The following is a 16,700-nucleotide window of genomic DNA, read 5'->3' as shown; positions in this document are numbered from 1 at the left end:
TTCAAATTATTTAATACTTGGTTAACAAAATAATTTTCTCTACTCTTAGTGCTTTTAGAGAGAGCATCTATTATGCAAGATTTTAAAAAATCTCTTTACTTATACTATATATTTCTTTACAGAGTGCTTATTATTTACTAATCTAATGAAATAAGAGCCCGTGACGAGGATTGAACTCGTGACCTCACCCTTACCAAGGGTGTGCTCTACCACTGAGCCACACGGGCGAAAGGTGGGCCGAGCTGGATTTGAACCAGCGTAGGCATAGCCAGCGGATTTACAGTCCGCCCCCATTAACCACTCGGGCATCGACCCTTTTTGTTTATCCAACAAGAATTAATAGTAACATAATCAATTACAGTTTTCAACTATAGTTTTTAAAAAAACTAACTATTCAATCCATTCTCATAGTATTAACAAGCTAAAATAACGCTATGTACATAACCGTAAATTATAAAATTATAAATGTAAATTAATTTTGTTAAATCCCTTAAATACAATCAAGAAAATCATGAAACGCTGGTGGTCAGAATTTACGCTGCAAACTAAGTTGATGGCAGCTGTAACTTTAGCGGTTTCTCTATTTATGAGTGGTTTAACCTTTTGGGCAGTTAATATCATCCAGAAAGATGCTCGATTAAACGATACACGCTTTGGTAGAGATCTTGGCTTATTATTGGCTTCTAATGTTTCTCCTTTAATTGCCGAAGATAACTTAACAGAAGTAGCTCGTTTCTCTAATAGATTTTATCAAAATACTTCTAGTGTACGTTACATGATTTATGCTGATAAAGAAGGGCATATATTTTTTGCAATTCCTTATTCATCAACAGAAGTTCAAAACTGTCTAACTGTTCAACGTCGCATTAAACTTCCTAGTAAAGCTTACGACAATGACAGCTTACCTATAGTGCAACAGCATAAAAGCCCAAATGGTAAAGTTACTGATGTTTTTGTATCTCTAAAGCACGACAATAAGGATTTGGGTTTTTTAGCAATAGGTATCAATCCCAATGCGACTGTTGTTAATTCATCCAATTTAACTCGCGATGTAACTATTGCAGTGTTTGTTGCTATTTGGGTTATGGTTATCTTAGGAGCAGCCTTTAATGCTTTAACTATTACTCGTCCTATTAAAGAATTATTAGTAGGAGTTAAAAATATCTCAACAGGTAATTTTAAACAACGTATCAATCTTCCTTTTGGTGGAGAGTTAGGAGAATTAATTTTTAATTTTAATGAAATGGCTAAGCGTCTCGAAAGCCATGAAGAACACAATATTGAAGAATTGACAGCAGAAAAAGCGAAATTAGATACTTTAGTTTCAACAACTATTGACGGGGCAATCCTATTGGATATTAACCTTAATCTTCTGTTAGTCAATCCTACGGCAAGACGTATGTTTAATTGGAATAAAATAAATTTAATAGGTGAAAACGTTTTAAAACTTTTACCTAAGGAATTAACCAATCAGCTTCAACTTCCATTGCAGGAAATGATGAGAAAGAGACATCATGCGAATAATACTTATGTAGAGCCGAGGATATCTCCAGAAGAATATCGAATTAAATTGCAGCAACCAATATTAAAAATTGTTCGTATTCTTCTAACACCAGTTTTTGATCAGCATAGGGACTTAAAAGGAATTGCCATGACGATACAAGATATCACTAGAGAAGTAGGCCTAAATGAAGCTAAAAGTCAGTTTATAAGCAATGTATCTCATGAATTAAGAACCCCTTTATTTAACATTAAATCTTTTATTGAGACTCTTGCCGAATTTGGACAAGATCTGACAGATGCAGAAAGAAAAGAATTTTTAGAAACTGCTAATCATGAAACTGATCGTTTAACTCGCTTAGTTAATGATGTTTTAGATCTATCTCGTTTAGAGTCATTTAAAACATATTATTTAAGTGCAGTAGATCTTTCTCAACTAATAGAGCAAACTATTAGAACATATAGGTTAAATGCAAAAGATAAAGAATTAACTTTATATAAAGAAGTTAAATCCGACTTACCGCTGGTATTAGGACATTATGATTTACTATTACAAGTTATAAATAATTTAGTTGGTAATGCTCTTAAATTTACTCCTTCAGGTGGAACAATTGTTGTCCGCGCTTATTACTTTAAAGTAAAATCTAAACAATCTAATAATAAATCTTTTGTTAGGATAGAAGTTTCTGATACCGGAATTGGTATTGCGCCTGAAGATCAAACTGCAATTTTTGATCGTTTCTTTAGAGTAGAAAATAGAGTTCATACTCTTGAAGGAACGGGTTTAGGACTTTCTATAGTTACGAATATTATAAATAAACACCATAGCCAAACTAACCTTATTAGTGAAATTGGAGTTGGAACAACCTTCTGGTTCGATCTAGCTCTCTATCAAGACAATTGTCCTTCTTTAGAGAGTTCTAAAAATACAAATATTTTGTCAAGAACAGTAAATATTTATCCAATATAAGAAATTAATACTAATATTTAGAATAAAATATTAGTATTAATTTCTTATATATATTATTTAAAGTATGTAATATAGAGCTAAAAGACTTTAAGCTAAGATTGTAAAACCTAAATAAAAATTCACTATTGTAAGAATATTTTAATATTTTTATTGAGCATGAATAACTTAAATTTAAAATAAATACTGAGTACAGTAATTTAGGTGAATCTTTTTTTATATTAAAAATTGTACTTTTAGTTAATGTATTCAGTGTAATAAAGTATGATTAATCCTAATTTAGAAACAATTACTCTTAACAAAGAAGAGATTGAAAGATATTCACGCCATATTATTCTGCCAGAAGTTGGACTAGAAGGTCAGAAAAAATTGAAGGCTGCTAGCGTTATTTGTGTTGGAACTGGTGGATTAGGCTCTCCGTTGTTACTTTATCTTGCTGCTGCCGGGATAGGTAACATTGGTATTGTTGATTTTGATATTGTTGAAAGTTCTAACTTGCAACGTCAAATAATACATGGTGCTTCATGGGTTGGTAAATTAAAGATAGAATCAGCAAAAAATAGAATTTTAGAGATAAATCCTACATGTCAAGTTGACTTGTATAAGAATCGTCTTTCTTCTGAAAATGCTATTCAAATTTTAAAACCTTATGATGTAGTTGTAGATGGGACAGATAATTTTCCTACACGATATCTAACTAATGATGCTTGTTTTTTACTGAATAAACCTAATATTTATGGTTCAATTTTTAGGTTCGAAGGGCAAACAACAGTTTTCAATTATCAAGGAGGTCCTAACTATAGAGATTTATTTCCAGAGCCTCCACCACCTGGAATGGTTCCTTCTTGTGCTGAAGGGGGAGTTTTAGGAGTATTACCTGGTATTATTGGAACAATTCAAGCTACGGAAACTATTAAAGTTATATTAGGTTCTAATAATACTCTTAGTGGACGTTTACTTTTATATAATGCTTGGGATATGACTTTCAAAGAGTTGAAATTAAGATCCAATCCTAATCGTCCTGTTATAAATCAATTAATCGATTATGAGGAATTCTGTAACGTTTCTAATGTTTCAACATTTAAGAATAAAGATAATAGCACCATGATATCTGAAATAGCAGTTCAAGAGCTTAAAAAATTAATAGATTCAAACTCAGAATCTTTTGTATTAATTGATGTACGAAATGTTAATGAACGTCAAATTGCACATATTAGTGGCTCAGTTTTGGTGCCATTAGCAAGTATTGAAGATGGTACAGGAATTCCACAAATTAGAAGCCTAATAGAAAATAAACGTTTAATTGTTCATTGTAAAATGGGAGGACGTTCAATTAAAGCTCTCGAAATTTTAGAAAAATTTGGTATCGTGGGGACTAATCTTAAGGGAGGTATTAATGCTTGGAGCCAACAGATTGATGTAAGCATACCTCAATATTAAAGGCTATATGTATATATAGCCTTTAATATTTTACTAAGGATAGTATGAATATTTAGATCGCTATCTTTGTAGAACAAATTATTTAAAACGTTTATAGCTAATTTTAGTTTTTTTATTATTTACTCATGAGTCACTATCACACAGTTCGAATATACCACCGCCAAGTAGGTGATAACTACAACATCCAAGTTCCTGATGATTCTTACATTTTACGCAGTGCGGAAATTCAAGGATATGAACTTCCATTTTCATGTCGCAATGGAGCCTGTACTAGTTGCGCTGTAAAAATTCTGTCAGGAGAATTAGAGCAAACAGAAGCGATAGGCTTGTCTCATGAATTAAGAGAAAAGGGCTATGCTCTCCTATGTGTAAGTTACGCTAAATCAAATTTAGAAGTAGAAACTCAAGATGAAGATGAAGTATATGAGTTACAGTTTGGACAATATTACGGAAAAAGAAATATCAGACGGGGTCTACCTATCGATAATGATTAAATTATAAAAAATAAGTTATTTGTTACACAAACTACTAATTTAAAAAATAAATAGATAATATTGATATTTAAAATTCAATCAATGTTTTCGTTAATTTCTTTGAGGTTATCAGACGACAACGGAAAATACTCTAAGGTTGATTTTTCATAATAGCTTGAAAATTTTGGTAGTATTTCTCTAATAAAAATTTCTGAAGCTTTTGAATGGTAGCGATTAGGGTTTATTATAACTGACAATGTTCTTTTAACTTTTACTTTTTCAATATTAGCTACATAAATTTCTTTTGTTTTGATCTCTTTTTCAATTGCAGTGATTGAGACAAATGCTGCGCCTAAGCCTGCTTGAACTGCATTTTTAATAGCTTCTACAGAATTAAGCTCCATTTCTATATTAAGACGTTTTGTATTGATACCACAATAGTTTAAGTTTTTTTCCATTACTCTTCTAATAGTAGATTGAGCGTCTAAGCTGATAAAACTTAAGCGATATAAGTCATCTTTTTGAATTGTCTTAATTTTTGACAAAGGATGGTTTGCTGGCAGTATAAGTACTAATTCATCTTTAATATAGGGAATTACCTTTAATATGTCTTGTAACTCTTTAGGGATGTCACCTCCAACAATAGCTAGATCAATTTGTCCACTATTAACTCCCCATGCTGTTCTTCTTGTTGAATGTATTTGCAATTGGACTACTACGTCAGGATATTTTTGTCTAAATAATCCAATCATTTTAGGCAGTAGATAAGTTCCAGTTGTTTGAGAGGCTCCTATAGTTAAAGTTCCTCCGTTAAGATTCTGTAGATCTTCAACTGCGCGACAAGTTTCTCTACAAAGAGTAATAATTTTTTCTCCATACGATAATAATAAACGTCCTGCCTCTGTTAATTGCGCTTTACGACCTCCTCTATCAAATAGTGGTATATTTAGTTGTTTTTCTAAATTTTGTACCTGAAGACTAACTGCAGGCTGAGAAATATAAAGTTTGTCAGCTGCTCGCTTAAAGCTCCCCTCAGCAGCTATTGCTTTGAGAATACGCAATTGATCTAAAGTGAAAGGAATGTCTGACATAAAATTATCAAAAAATACTTAAAGAGTCAGTATAAAGAGCAACTAGAATAATTAATAATTACATGACGTTTTTAGTATAAAAGTTTTAAAAAAAGAAAAATTTAATTAAATACGACAGTAAGATAGCACAGAAATTAATATATTCTAAGATATTAAAATAGGTTAATAAATAAATTCATTTAATATTATATGAATTGGTTATAAAAATATGAAACTAACTATGTGGCTAACAGCAAGTCATTTTATTATATTGGGATTATTATTAGTATTTGGTATTGTGCATAGTGGTCTGGCAGCTTTAAGGTCATGGGGAGAAGCTAAAATCGGAGTAAGACTTTATAGGATTTTTTTTGTCTTAGTGAATCTTCCTCTAGCTATTATTTTAGTTGTTTACTTTTTTTACCATCGTTATGATGGTTTGATTTTGTGGCAATTTCAAGAATTTTTAGCAGTTAAGATTATAGTTTGGTTACTTTCTGCGATATCATTTCTTTTCTTATATCCATCTACTTTTAATCTTTTAGAAATTGCTGCTATTAGTAAGCCTAAAGTACATTTACACGAGACAGGAATTTTAAGAATTTGTCGTCATCCTCAAATGATAGGGCAAATAATATGGTGTATCGCTCATACTTTGTGGATTGGTAGTAGTTTTACTATTATTACCTCCTTAAGTTTAATTGCTTATCATTTATTTGCAATATGGCATGGAGATTATCGTCTTGAAAAACTTTATGGAGAACAATTTATTTGTATAAAACAAAAAACTTCAATAATTCCGTTTTTAGCTGTTTTAGATGGCCGTCAATCGTTGGTCCTAAATGAATTTTCAAGACCTGCTTATATTGGAGTATGTGGATTTATAATTCTAATATGGTTTTGTCATCTTCAGTTACTTTAGTTAAGACTAAATTCTAACAAGTCAAAAATATTCAATGTTAGTTATTATATAAGTTTTAACCAAGGTCTAGAAGAATAGAATTATCTTTGAAGTCTTATAAAGAGTCATTAATATATTTGTTACAAGATTATTTTTTTCTTAATTCTAGTACAGGAAGAATTCCACATTTAATTTTCTAGCTAAATAGGAGTTTAAAATTACTTCTATTTAGCTAGATATTCATTTCCATATATTGAAATTTAGAGTTTAACTTCGATTTCTACTCCTGCAGGTAGGTCTAGTTTCATTAGTGCATCAATGGTTTTAGATGAAGGTTGATAAATATCAATAATGCGACGATGTGTTCTAGTTTCAAAATGTTCTCTTGAATCTTTATCAACATGGGGTGATCTCAAGACGCAATAAATACGCTTCTTGGTAGGCAAAGGAATAGGCCCTACTGCTATTGCATCAGTACGATTGGCTGTATCAACAATTTTTTCGCAAGAGGTGTCCAACAAACGACGGTCAAATGCTTTTAATCGAATACGGATTTTTTGTTGTGCTAAAGTAGCCATAATGTTTAATTTTCAAGGTTCAGTGATTAGTTAAATGAAATTTTAAAGTAAGAGTTGGCTAGCAAGAGGTAATTTATCTTCGTACTAGCCGACTCTTACCATTTAGTCGTTTTATTTAAGAATTTTAGAAACGACTCCTGCACCAATTGTACGACCTCCTTCACGAATTGCAAAACGCATTCCTTGCTCAATAGCAATAGCACTGATTAATTCAACAGTCATTTTAATGCGATCTCCAGGCATTACCATTTCAACAGCTGTACCGTCATCAGCAGTATAATCTTGAATGGTTCCTGTTACGTCAGTGGTACGTACATAAAACTGAGGACGATAATTTTTAAAGAATGGGGTGTGACGACCACCTTCTTCTTTAGTTAAGACATATACTTCCCCTTCAAATAAGGTATGAGGAGTAATAGAGTCAGTTTTAGCTATTACCATTCCTCGTTCAATATCGTCTTTTTTGCTACCTCTTAATAGAAGACCAACATTATCTCCTGCTAGACCTTCATCAAGAGTTTTTTGAAACATCTCTACACCGGTAACAGTAGTAGTCTGAGTATCTCTAATACCTACGATGGAAACGGTTTCGCCTACTTTTACTTTACCACGCTCAATTCTTCCGGTAGCTACGGTTCCACGGCCAGAGATAGAAAATACATCTTCTACTGCCATTAAAAATGGTTTATCGATTTCTCTTTCTGGTTCAGAGATGCTAGCATCTACAGCTTCCATAAGTGCTAATATTTTATCTGTCCAAGGATTTTCACCTGGTTTGATTTTGGCGTTCTCCTTAAGTGCTTCTATCGCCATTAAAGCTGAACCAGAAACTATAGGAATGTCATCTCCTGGGAAATCATATTCACTAAGTAATTCTCTAACTTCTAGTTCAACAAGTTCTAAAAGTTCTTCATCGTCTACTTGATCTTGTTTATTCAAAAAAACTACTAGACTGGGAACTCCTACTTGTTTAGCTAGTAGAATATGTTCACGTGTTTGTGGCATAGGACCATCAGCAGCAGAAACAACTAGAATACCTCCATCCATTTGTGCTGCTCCAGTGATCATGTTTTTTACATAATCAGCATGACCAGGGCAATCAACGTGAGCGTAGTGACGGTTCGCTGTCTCATATTCAACGTGAGCAGTATTAATAGTAATACCACGGGCTTTTTCTTCAGGCGCTGCATCAATATCTTCATAATTGCGAGCTTTAGCATTACCGGCAGCAGCTAAAGTCATTGTAATCGCAGCTGTTAAAGTTGTTTTACCGTGGTCAACATGACCAATGGTCCCAATATTAACATGAGGTTTGTTTCTTTCAAATTTCTCTCTTGCCATAAACTAAAATTTCCTTTGTTGTTTTCTTTGTTTTAAACAGTAACACTTTATCATTGATAATTCATTGATAGTCTTCACTGCTATAAGTGTTCCCTGTATTTTGCATAATTATCGCTTTAGCGATGTCATGAGGGACTTCCACATAATGGTTGAATTCCATTGAGAATACCCCTCGACCTTGTGTTTTTGATCTTATATCAGTCGCATAACCAAACATTTCTGCTAGAGGAACGTTTGCAGAGACTTTTGTAAGATCATCTTCAGCTATCATTCCGTTAACTTGACCTCGACGAGCATTTAGATCTCCAATTATATCTCCTAAAAAATTATTGGGAATATCTACTTCAATCTTCATCATAGGTTCTAATAGTACTGGAAAAGATTTCATTACTGTACTACGAATAGCCATTGAACCAGCAATTTTGAAAGATATTTCTGAGGAATCAACTTCATGAAATGATCCATCTAACAGAGTTACTTTAATATCTGTTAGTGGATAGCCAGCAAGAATTCCTGAATCACAAGTTTCTCTAATACCTTCTTTAGCTGAAGCAATAAACTCTTTTGGAATAATACCATTAGTAACTGTTGAAACAAACTCAAAACCGCTACCTCTCTTAGTCGGTTCTACCTGAATTACAATATGAGCATAATGATTTTTACCACTATTTTCGCGTATATACTTTTCTTCAGTTTTACTTGGCTTCAAAATAGTTTCACGGTAAGCAACTTGAGGTTTTCCAATACTTGCTTCAAGTTTATATTCACGCAACATCCTATCGACGAGAATCTCTAAATGTAGTTCTCCCATCCCTGCTATGACAGTTTGATTAGTCTCAGGATTGATGCTAACTCGAAATGTCGGATCTTCATCAGATAAAGATTGGAGAGCCTTAGAAAGTTTTTCTAATTCCTGTTTAGTTTGAGTTTCTATTGCCACAGAAATTACTGGTTCAGGAATATACAAAGATTCTAAAAGTATAGGTTGATCCTCATCACATAAAGTATCACCCGTAGTTGTCTTTTTTAGGCCAATAATAGCACCTAAATCTCCTGCTCTCAACTCATCTACTTCAATACGATCATTAGATTTAAGAACAATTAAACGTGAAATTCTTTCTTTTTGTTTTTTTGCTGCATTGTAAACAAAACTTCCTTTTTTCAAAACTCCGGAATAAACACGTATAAAAGTCAAGCGACCATAAGGATCAGAAGCGATCTTAAAAACAAGAGCAGAAAATGGCTCATCATCAGAGCTTAATCGACAACCTTCTATATTGTCAGGTAATAAGCCTTTAATTGAAGGGACATCAAGAGGAGATGGTAAATATTCTATAACAGCATCTAGCAATAACTGAATTCCTTTATTCTTAAAAGCTGAACCACACAATAAAGGTATGATAGAGCGTTCTAAGGTACCTCTTCTAAGACCCTCTTTAATTTCTATTTCTGTTAACTCTATTCCTTCTAAATATTTTTCTAATAAAGTTTCATCAATTTCAGCAACTGCTTCGATTAATTTAGAACGATATTCCTGAGCTTTTTCTAAATATTCAGAAGGAATTTCAATATCTTCGATATTCTCTCCTAAGTCATCTTTATAGATTTTAGCTCTCATTCTTATTAGATCTACAATGCCGGAAAAATTGCTTTCATTACCGATAGGTATTTGAATTGGAATAATATTAGTTTTTAGACGATCACATATTTGCTTATGAACTTTATAGAAATTGGCTCCAGTACGATCCATCTTATTGATAAAGATTATACGAGGAACTTCATAACGATTTGCCTGTCTCCAGACAGTCTCAGATTGAGGTTGAACACCTCCCACTGCACAGAATATAGCTACTACTCCATCTAGTACTCTCATAGAACGTTCAACTTCAATTGTGAAATCTACATGTCCTGGAGTATCTATAATGTTAACTCGATGATTTAGCCAATTGGTACTAATAGCAGCAGCTGTAATTGTTATACCCCTTTCCTGCTCTTGTACCATCCAATCCATAATAGCTGTGCCTTCATGGACTTCACCTAGTTTATGTGCGATTCCTGTATAGAAAAGAATACGTTCAGTTGTTGTAGTTTTGCCAGCATCTATATGCGCAGCAATTCCAATATTCCGTACCTTTTCTAGTGGGATATTACGTGTCAAAACGTCCTCCTTATAGTTTACTTAAGCATTTTTATTCTTTTGATCTTTACTATTTAATAGATTTATACTACTTATAATTTTTATATTTCTCTCAAAGAATTTATAGTAGAACAATCTTAGGAAGAAGTTATTGAATAAAAATGCTAAATAAGTACTATCAATAACGATAGTGAGCAAAAGCTTTATTTGCATCAGCCATGCGATGAGTTTCATCACGTTTCTTCATTGCTGCGCCTGTTTCATTAAAAGCATCAACAATCTCATTCGCTAATTTGCCCGCCATAGTGCGTCCACCTCTGATTCTAGAATAACGAATTAGCCATCTTAATGCTAATGTTGTTCCTCTAGATGGACGAACTTCCATAGGTACTTGATAAGTTGCTCCACCTACTCTTCGAGCTTTAACTTCTACAAGTGGAGTTAAATTCTTTATGGCTTGCTCGAAAACTTCGAGAGGTTCTTTCCCAGTCCGTTCCCCAATAGTTTTCATAGCTTCGTATACAATACCTGCAGCAACTGATTTCTTACCACTTTTCATTACTCGACGGATAGTCATATTAAGTAAACAGCTACTATAAACTGGATCAGGTGGTACCGGTTTTCTTTTAATATTTCCTCTACGGGACATAATAAATTCTTCCTTTTGAATAATTAAAACTGTTAAACGATTCTATCAACCAAATCATCGATAGATCTTAGTAGATCTATAGTTTCAAAGATATAATCTAAGCTTTAGGACGTTTAGCTCCATATTTAGAGCGTCCTTGTTTTCTATCTTTTACTCCTTGAGCATCTAAAGTTCCACGAATAATATGATAACGAACACCAGGTAAGTCTTTAACTCTACCTCCACGAATTAAAACAACAGAGTGTTCTTGTAAGTTATGTCCAATTCCTGGTATATAGGCTGTTACTTCAAACCCTGAAGTTAAGCGGACCCTAGCTACTTTTCTTAGAGCAGAGTTGGGCTTTTTAGGAGTGGTAGTATAGACTCTAGTGCAAACTCCTCGACGTTGAGGGCATTGCTTGAGTGCTGGAGATTTAGTTTTCTTTTTTGCTTTGGAGCGTTCACTCCGAATTAGCTGCTGAATAGTAGGCATAAAATAGATTTTATATAGAGAAAAAGTGCCAAAAAGCTATCAATTAGTAAAGATAGCTGACAAACTCTCACCATATCAAAAAAAAATGATATATGTCAATACAATTGAATTAAAATTAAGATTTTTTTTATTAACACTAATTTCTAATTTAACTTTTAGAATTTTATATTCTTGTCATATCCAAAAGATGATTACTAATACTTATTGGAGTCGCTTAAGGTAGCTTAAGTAAATAATTATTATTAGAAATTAGTTTTTATTTGATGTTTACTGTATATTAACAACTTAGTTTTCCTTATCTTAATTAAGTAATGCCATTACCTATAAAATCTTCCTTGATCATTGGTTTGCCTGTTCATTTGTCTATTGATTATGCTGGATGGTTAATAGAGTGTCTTGAAGAACACAAAGGAATTCATGTTGTTACTCTCAATGCCGAAATGGCAATGCTAGCAAACCAGGATAGTAAACTTGCAAAAATTATTGAAAGTTCACAATTAGTTATTCCTGATGGTGCAGGAATAACTTTATCTTTAAGACTTAATGGAATTTATCAAGAACGTTGTCCAGGTATTCAACTAGCAGAGACTTTAATCAAAACATTAGGTTCTGAAAAAAATAAATGTTTAATCGCCTTCTACGGTGGAAAGCCCGAAGTGGCTAAAAGATCAGCAGAAAAGTGGTTACAAAGAATTCCGCAGATCGATATCTTGACAAGGCATGGATACTTATCTTCTGCGGAAGAAGAGGAATGGAAAAAAACATTATTTACAAAACAGCCTAAGTTAATACTAGTTGGGCTAGGAGTTCCTCAACAAGAAAAATGGATTTATGAAAATAAAAACTTATGCCCTGAATCTGTTTGGATAGGAGTTGGGGGAAGCTTTGATATATGGTCAGAAAATAAATCTCGGGCTCCTCTGTGGTTGCAAAATAATAACTTAGAATGGTTATTTAGACTCTATCAAGAACCTTGGCGTTGGAAACGTATGTTAATAATTCCTAAGTTTTTTATCAAAGTATTTTTTAATTGGTAAAAATTTATCAATGTAAACACAAGTTGAAAATTCGTTTGAGGAACAAAAGTAATGTATTTATTTTTTCTTTGATTTTATAAAATAAAGATAATTTTGAAATTTTGAATTTTCTTTCTTAAAATTTTGATACAAAGGTACACCAGTATAAAAAATTAAGATCAGCCAAGTTAATCCACTTATCCAGTTAGCCCAGGCTAAACCATTAAAAGTAGTTCTTATTGTGTGGTTACCTGTTTTAAGTTTTAAGCCCACTAAGTTATAGTCTCGATAATTAATTGAGAAGGCTTCTTTGGATAATTTATTATCAATCCATACTTTGAACATATCTGGGTAGTAAAGAACAGGAAGTTGAACTATTTGATCTTCTTCTTCAATTACAAGTTCACAGATAGTGTTAATACCTTCTTGTTTACAAAACTGCTGTGTTTCCGAAACCGGCATTATCGTATTTTTAGGAGACATTCCTTCTAGAAAGAATCGGTTAACTCTAATATTTGGAAGTTCCTTATCTTTATGAATATTGGTTAGTGTAAATTTTAATCCAAAATCTTTACTAGATGGTGAAGTTTTAGGTAGAGGAATTTGCCAATTAAGCTTAGAAGAATTAAGAGATATAGAGCTTATCTTTCTACCATCAATATAGGCTTCTAAAGTGCTAGGATATTCAGTATCCACTGAAGAAAGCTCTGCTTCTAAGAAGATGATGGGATTTTCTTCTTCCTTCCATATAGGATATCGTAATTCTGCATCAAGAATTAAAGGATGATTAACAAAAGTATTCCATGTACTATATCCAGGAATCCATTCTGGATGTAATAAAGGTAATTCATTTTTCCCATAAATAGATTTTACAGGAGTACGATATAAATAATCTAACGATCCAGAATATTTAAATAAGGGTTCTTCGATTAATTTACTAACAGTTAAAGTTCCTCTTGGAGCAGGAAGCCAAGAACGTCCAACGAGAATAATCAATAATATTCCAACAATTAGATGACGACGATCAAGTTTTTCGCGAAAAATAAGAACAATCGCATATGCCGTTAATAATGCTCCAGCCCACATTATATGAGTAATAAAACGAAACGTAAATTGAGTTACCCATAGTTGTCGCGGTAAAATATTCCATATATTGATAGGACTCCAAGTTAGAAATAATGCGAGTACAAATACACATAGTAATCCATCAATATATGGCTTGATAAGCTTTAATTTAGGTGGATTAAAAGAAGAAAAATACTTGTAGTACAGTACTACGCTAAAAGCAATTAGAAATATCCAACCAATGGCTGGATGAAGCCCGTAAGTGGCTGCCAAACCGTTTTCTGATGGTGCAGCTGGTAGCGATGTAGGAGAGAACAAATTTGCTATGGGTGTATAAGTATTAGTTCCGAAAGGATTAATAGCCTTAATTTGTTTTCGAATAGAAAGATATGGAGAAACAACTACGACAGGAGCAAGAAAGTACAACCCTAGCAAACAACCTAATGTATAGGCTTTTAATGCACTTAAAATACGGGGGAAATCCAGTTTGTTTTTTTTCGTTTGAGCAGTAACAACCATGAATAGAAAAAAAATAAAAATTGTCCCATAAATAAAAGTTATTATATGAGTAACACTTAAGCAAAACCAGCTTAATGCACTTAAAATGAGGTAACGTTTTTTTCTAGTTAAATAACATTCGATAACATAATAAATAACAATAGGAAGGATACCTTGAGCAACTGCCTCAGTAAAAGCTCCTCTCGCATGAATATTATTTAAAAAATATGGAGCTGACATATAAGCAACTCCACTTAAAATAGATGCTACGCGAGATCTGGTAAGTTTAAGACTTAAAAAGTAAACATATAATCCTCCCATAACAAGTGCAGTTATGATGACTAACTTATATGCATAGTATGGATTATTAGGGGTAAATAGTTTATAGAACCATCCACCTACAAAATAAGGTAATTGACTATAAAATTGAAATCCTGGATATCTCCAACTATTATTTTCTAAAGGAGCAATACGGAGAGGAAATTGCCCTTCGTTAATAGCTTGTCGCGCTTGTACAATATAGCTTACGTGGGAAGGAGTGTCATTAATAGAAGGAATGATTGTCGATGAAGCCATTGGCGCCATTAGCGATAGAGCAATAACACCATATAAGATTATAATTTTAAAACTTGTACGATTTCTATGTATTAATTGGCTTATAAATCTAGATATATTGTTTAGAATCATTGAATTCGATAAATATAAATAATATTATTATGTGAATAAATTGGTTTTCTTTTTATTAAAAAGTTCCAGTTTTGAGAAGCAGCAAGATTATTGTTTTTTTCTACATATATCTGCTGTTTTACAGTACTATCAATTAGCAAATATTTGTAAGGTAGCTTAGTAATCTCTTTATTTCTTAAATCAAGTGTAGATTGATAATAAGATTGAATGTTAATAGGATACTTATAATTTTTGCTTAATAGCTCGAGATATTGTACAAAACTAATATTAACACCAAAGAGTTGATAGATAAGAGTATTTTTATTATTTTCTGGCAATAATTTATTCTGCAGTAAGTACTCCACTGCATGTTGTGTTTCTTGTCCCCAATTAATAGTAGAATCATCAGCTAATTTCCATTTCTCTTTACTCCAAACAGGATTAACATAACTTAAAGATTGAGGAATTCCAATAGTTCCTACATACATATATGATATTAACAGCACTAATAAGACATATTTTTTCCATCTGTAGTGCAAGGCAAACAATAGGACAGCAAATAATAAATAGATAAATATAATAATAGGATAGAAATATCTGTATCCAATGATAAAACGGCTACTACTACTTATTAATAAATAGATTATTGGATACATAGAAACTATGCTAATCAATAGCAATGTTTCTTTATTGGTGTAAGATTTAAAAATTTTCTGCATAGAATATTTTCTAAATAACATGTTGCCTATAAAAACTAATAAAAGAAAAACTCCTATTATTAGCAAGACTAAATTTTCCTTAAACCAAAAAATTTTTAATAAGTAATCAATTGCTGTTGTTGATATAAATTTTCCGTCTACGAAAGGTTCTCTTATACCTTTTGATGTACTTAAATTCATGCCAATACCTTGAATATAAATATTTAGAAATTTATTCAGTAGAGATGTATTAGGTAAATTTCTAAATGCCCAACCATACATTAAAGCAATTAAAATAGCCTGAAATAGTAAACTAAAACTTCCTAATAACGTTATATATAAAAATTTCTGCCTACGTCTTTTGATAATTAAGTAAATACTGTATATGGCATATGTTAAGCCTATTATTGGTATGAGGACTAGATTGCTGAACTTTACATTAATAGCAATAAATAAAAGAGAAAAAGATAAAACAAAATGTGCTGCTAGAAATTTACTTCCCCCTCGGACAAAAGATTTCATAAAAAAAGAGAAACTCAAAGCAAACAGCATCGCATACAAGCTAACACTAACATCGAAAGTAATTAAAAAATTATGACTATAGAAACTAGGGGAAAAAGTATATAGGATAAGAAAAATTATAGAAATAATAGAATTAATTTCACGGAATATGAAAGTATATAAGTAAAACCATATAAAAATAAGACTATTAAAAAATAAATGAATAAAACGTAACCCGAAAATGATTCTGTTAAAAGCTATAGAATCTTTCATTAATAGCTCATAGCCTACATTAAAAGCAGCTAAACGAGTTTCAATATTCTCTTGTCCTAAAATAAAATTAATGGTCGGAATTGAAGCTTCATTATCTGGGAAAAATAAGTTAAAAACTACTGAATCAATTAGTTTTAAGAAGAGAGGATGTTCCTGATTTAAGCCAAGACCTTGTATATAAGAATAAGCAGCACCTATATAAGCAGATTCATCTGAAGTGATTGATGTTTGTTGTATTAAATAAAAACCAATTAAATAATAAATGATTATTAAAGATACAAACAATATTTGTGATGAAAATTTTTCAAGTTTAAATTTTTTGGAATGCATACCTAATTTGATAAATATAATTTGATTCTTGATTCTCAGTGCCTATACGCATATATCATAAATATAAATATAAAAAAGAGTAATTATTTTAATTTCAAGGAACTTCGAACATATGATTAGAAGTC

13 protein-coding genes and 2 tRNA genes are annotated in these 16,700 nt (G+C 32.0%); 5 read left to right on the top strand and 10 right to left on the bottom strand.

Features of this window, described 5'->3' with window-relative positions; translation table 11 throughout:
* Positions 1-155: 155 nt before the first annotated feature.
* Positions 156-227, bottom strand: a tRNA-Thr gene (locus tag UCYN_RS03930).
* Between the two features lie 6 nt (positions 228-233).
* Positions 234-315, bottom strand: a tRNA-Tyr gene (locus UCYN_RS03925).
* A 196-nt stretch (positions 316-511) separates the two neighbouring features.
* On the opposite strand from UCYN_RS03925, the gene nblS reads away from it, so the two are divergent.
* The 3 genes from nblS to UCYN_RS03910 all read left to right on the top strand — a co-directional run bounded on the left by nblS (position 512) and on the right by UCYN_RS03910 (position 4,401).
* Entirely contained in the window at positions 512-2,470 is a 1,959-nt protein-coding gene (nblS, locus tag UCYN_RS03920; protein WP_012954210.1) for a two-component system sensor histidine kinase NblS, read from the top strand.
* A gap of 261 nt (positions 2,471-2,731) precedes the next feature.
* Positions 2,732-3,907, top strand: a complete 1,176-nt coding sequence (gene moeB / locus UCYN_RS03915; protein ID WP_012954209.1) for a molybdopterin-synthase adenylyltransferase MoeB — start codon at positions 2,732-2,734, stop codon at positions 3,905-3,907.
* A gap of 125 nt (positions 3,908-4,032) precedes the next feature.
* Complete coding sequence (locus UCYN_RS03910) at positions 4,033-4,401, top strand: 2Fe-2S iron-sulfur cluster-binding protein (RefSeq protein ID WP_012954208.1); 369 nt, start codon at positions 4,033-4,035, stop codon at positions 4,399-4,401.
* 74 nt (positions 4,402-4,475) lie between these two features.
* On the opposite strand, the gene UCYN_RS03905 is transcribed toward UCYN_RS03910, so the two are convergent.
* Positions 4,476-5,471 (bottom strand): LysR family transcriptional regulator, encoded by a 996-nt coding sequence (locus tag UCYN_RS03905; protein WP_012954207.1) that lies wholly within the window; start codon positions 5,469-5,471, stop codon positions 4,476-4,478.
* A 208-nt stretch (positions 5,472-5,679) separates the two neighbouring features.
* On the opposite strand from UCYN_RS03905, the gene UCYN_RS03900 reads away from it, so the two are divergent.
* Positions 5,680-6,372, top strand: coding sequence for an NnrU family protein (locus UCYN_RS03900; RefSeq protein WP_041487757.1), 693 nt, complete (start codon positions 5,680-5,682; stop codon positions 6,370-6,372).
* A 239-nt stretch (positions 6,373-6,611) separates the two neighbouring features.
* On the opposite strand, the gene rpsJ is transcribed toward UCYN_RS03900, so the two are convergent.
* From rpsJ to rpsL, 5 genes are all read right to left on the bottom strand, one after another.
* Positions 6,612-6,929, bottom strand: a complete 318-nt coding sequence (gene rpsJ / locus UCYN_RS03895) for a 30S ribosomal protein S10 (protein WP_012954205.1) — start codon at positions 6,927-6,929, stop codon at positions 6,612-6,614.
* Between the two features lie 111 nt (positions 6,930-7,040).
* Positions 7,041-8,270, bottom strand: a complete 1,230-nt coding sequence (gene tuf, locus UCYN_RS03890) for an elongation factor Tu (protein ID WP_012954204.1) — start codon at positions 8,268-8,270, stop codon at positions 7,041-7,043.
* A gap of 61 nt (positions 8,271-8,331) precedes the next feature.
* The gene (gene fusA / locus UCYN_RS03885) at positions 8,332-10,428 is read right to left on the bottom strand and encodes an elongation factor G (protein WP_012954203.1); all 2,097 of its coding nucleotides are present in this window, start codon (positions 10,426-10,428) and stop codon (positions 8,332-8,334) included.
* A 157-nt stretch (positions 10,429-10,585) separates the two neighbouring features.
* Positions 10,586-11,056, bottom strand: a complete 471-nt coding sequence (gene rpsG, locus UCYN_RS03880) for a 30S ribosomal protein S7 (RefSeq protein WP_012954202.1) — start codon at positions 11,054-11,056, stop codon at positions 10,586-10,588.
* A gap of 97 nt (positions 11,057-11,153) precedes the next feature.
* A complete protein-coding gene (gene rpsL, locus UCYN_RS03875; RefSeq protein ID WP_012954201.1) occupies positions 11,154-11,528 on the bottom strand; it encodes a 30S ribosomal protein S12 in 375 nt (124 codons plus the stop codon).
* Between the two features lie 311 nt (positions 11,529-11,839).
* Between rpsL and UCYN_RS03870 the strand changes: the two genes are divergently transcribed.
* Positions 11,840-12,565 (top strand): WecB/TagA/CpsF family glycosyltransferase, encoded by a 726-nt coding sequence (locus UCYN_RS03870; protein WP_012954200.1) that lies wholly within the window; start codon positions 11,840-11,842, stop codon positions 12,563-12,565.
* A 57-nt stretch (positions 12,566-12,622) separates the two neighbouring features.
* Here UCYN_RS03870 and UCYN_RS03865 read toward each other — a convergent pair whose 3' ends face one another.
* Positions 12,623-14,794, bottom strand: coding sequence for a 6-pyruvoyl-tetrahydropterin synthase-related protein (locus tag UCYN_RS03865; RefSeq protein WP_012954199.1), 2,172 nt, complete (start codon positions 14,792-14,794; stop codon positions 12,623-12,625).
* Entirely contained in the window at positions 14,791-16,575 is a 1,785-nt protein-coding gene (locus UCYN_RS03860; protein WP_012954198.1) for a hypothetical protein, read from the bottom strand. Before UCYN_RS03860 ends, UCYN_RS03865 begins: the two co-directional genes overlap by 4 nt.
* Positions 16,576-16,700 lie beyond the last annotated feature (125 nt).

The sequence above is a fragment of the Candidatus Atelocyanobacterium thalassa isolate ALOHA genome (assembly GCF_000025125.1).
Classification (GTDB): Bacteria; Cyanobacteriota; Cyanobacteriia; order Cyanobacteriales; family Microcystaceae; genus Atelocyanobacterium; species Atelocyanobacterium thalassae.
The sequence above is the reverse complement of the archived record's forward strand: the minus strand, read 5'-3'. Positions and strand labels throughout refer to the sequence as shown.

Excerpts from the sequence above, each read along its gene's own strand:
- nblS (WP_012954210.1), top strand. The coding sequence starts at position 512 with ATGAAACGCTGGTGGTCAGAATTTACGCTGCAAACTAAGTTGATGGCA.
- moeB (WP_012954209.1), top strand. The coding sequence starts at position 2,732 with ATGATTAATCCTAATTTAGAAACAATTACTCTTAACAAAGAAGAGATT.
- UCYN_RS03910 (WP_012954208.1), top strand. The coding sequence starts at position 4,033 with ATGAGTCACTATCACACAGTTCGAATATACCACCGCCAAGTAGGTGAT.
- UCYN_RS03905 (WP_012954207.1), bottom strand. The coding sequence starts at position 5,471 with ATGTCAGACATTCCTTTCACTTTAGATCAATTGCGTATTCTCAAAGCA.
- UCYN_RS03900 (WP_041487757.1), top strand. The coding sequence starts at position 5,680 with ATGAAACTAACTATGTGGCTAACAGCAAGTCATTTTATTATATTGGGA.
- rpsJ (WP_012954205.1), bottom strand. The coding sequence starts at position 6,929 with ATGGCTACTTTAGCACAACAAAAAATCCGTATTCGATTAAAAGCATTT.
- tuf (WP_012954204.1), bottom strand. The coding sequence starts at position 8,270 with ATGGCAAGAGAGAAATTTGAAAGAAACAAACCTCATGTTAATATTGGG.
- rpsG (WP_012954202.1), bottom strand. The coding sequence starts at position 11,056 with ATGTCCCGTAGAGGAAATATTAAAAGAAAACCGGTACCACCTGATCCA.
- rpsL (WP_012954201.1), bottom strand. The coding sequence starts at position 11,528 with ATGCCTACTATTCAGCAGCTAATTCGGAGTGAACGCTCCAAAGCAAAA.
- UCYN_RS03870 (WP_012954200.1), top strand. The coding sequence starts at position 11,840 with ATGCCATTACCTATAAAATCTTCCTTGATCATTGGTTTGCCTGTTCAT.
- UCYN_RS03865 (WP_012954199.1), bottom strand. The coding sequence starts at position 14,794 with ATGATTCTAAACAATATATCTAGATTTATAAGCCAATTAATACATAGA.
- UCYN_RS03860 (WP_012954198.1), bottom strand. The coding sequence starts at position 16,575 with ATGCATTCCAAAAAATTTAAACTTGAAAAATTTTCATCACAAATATTG.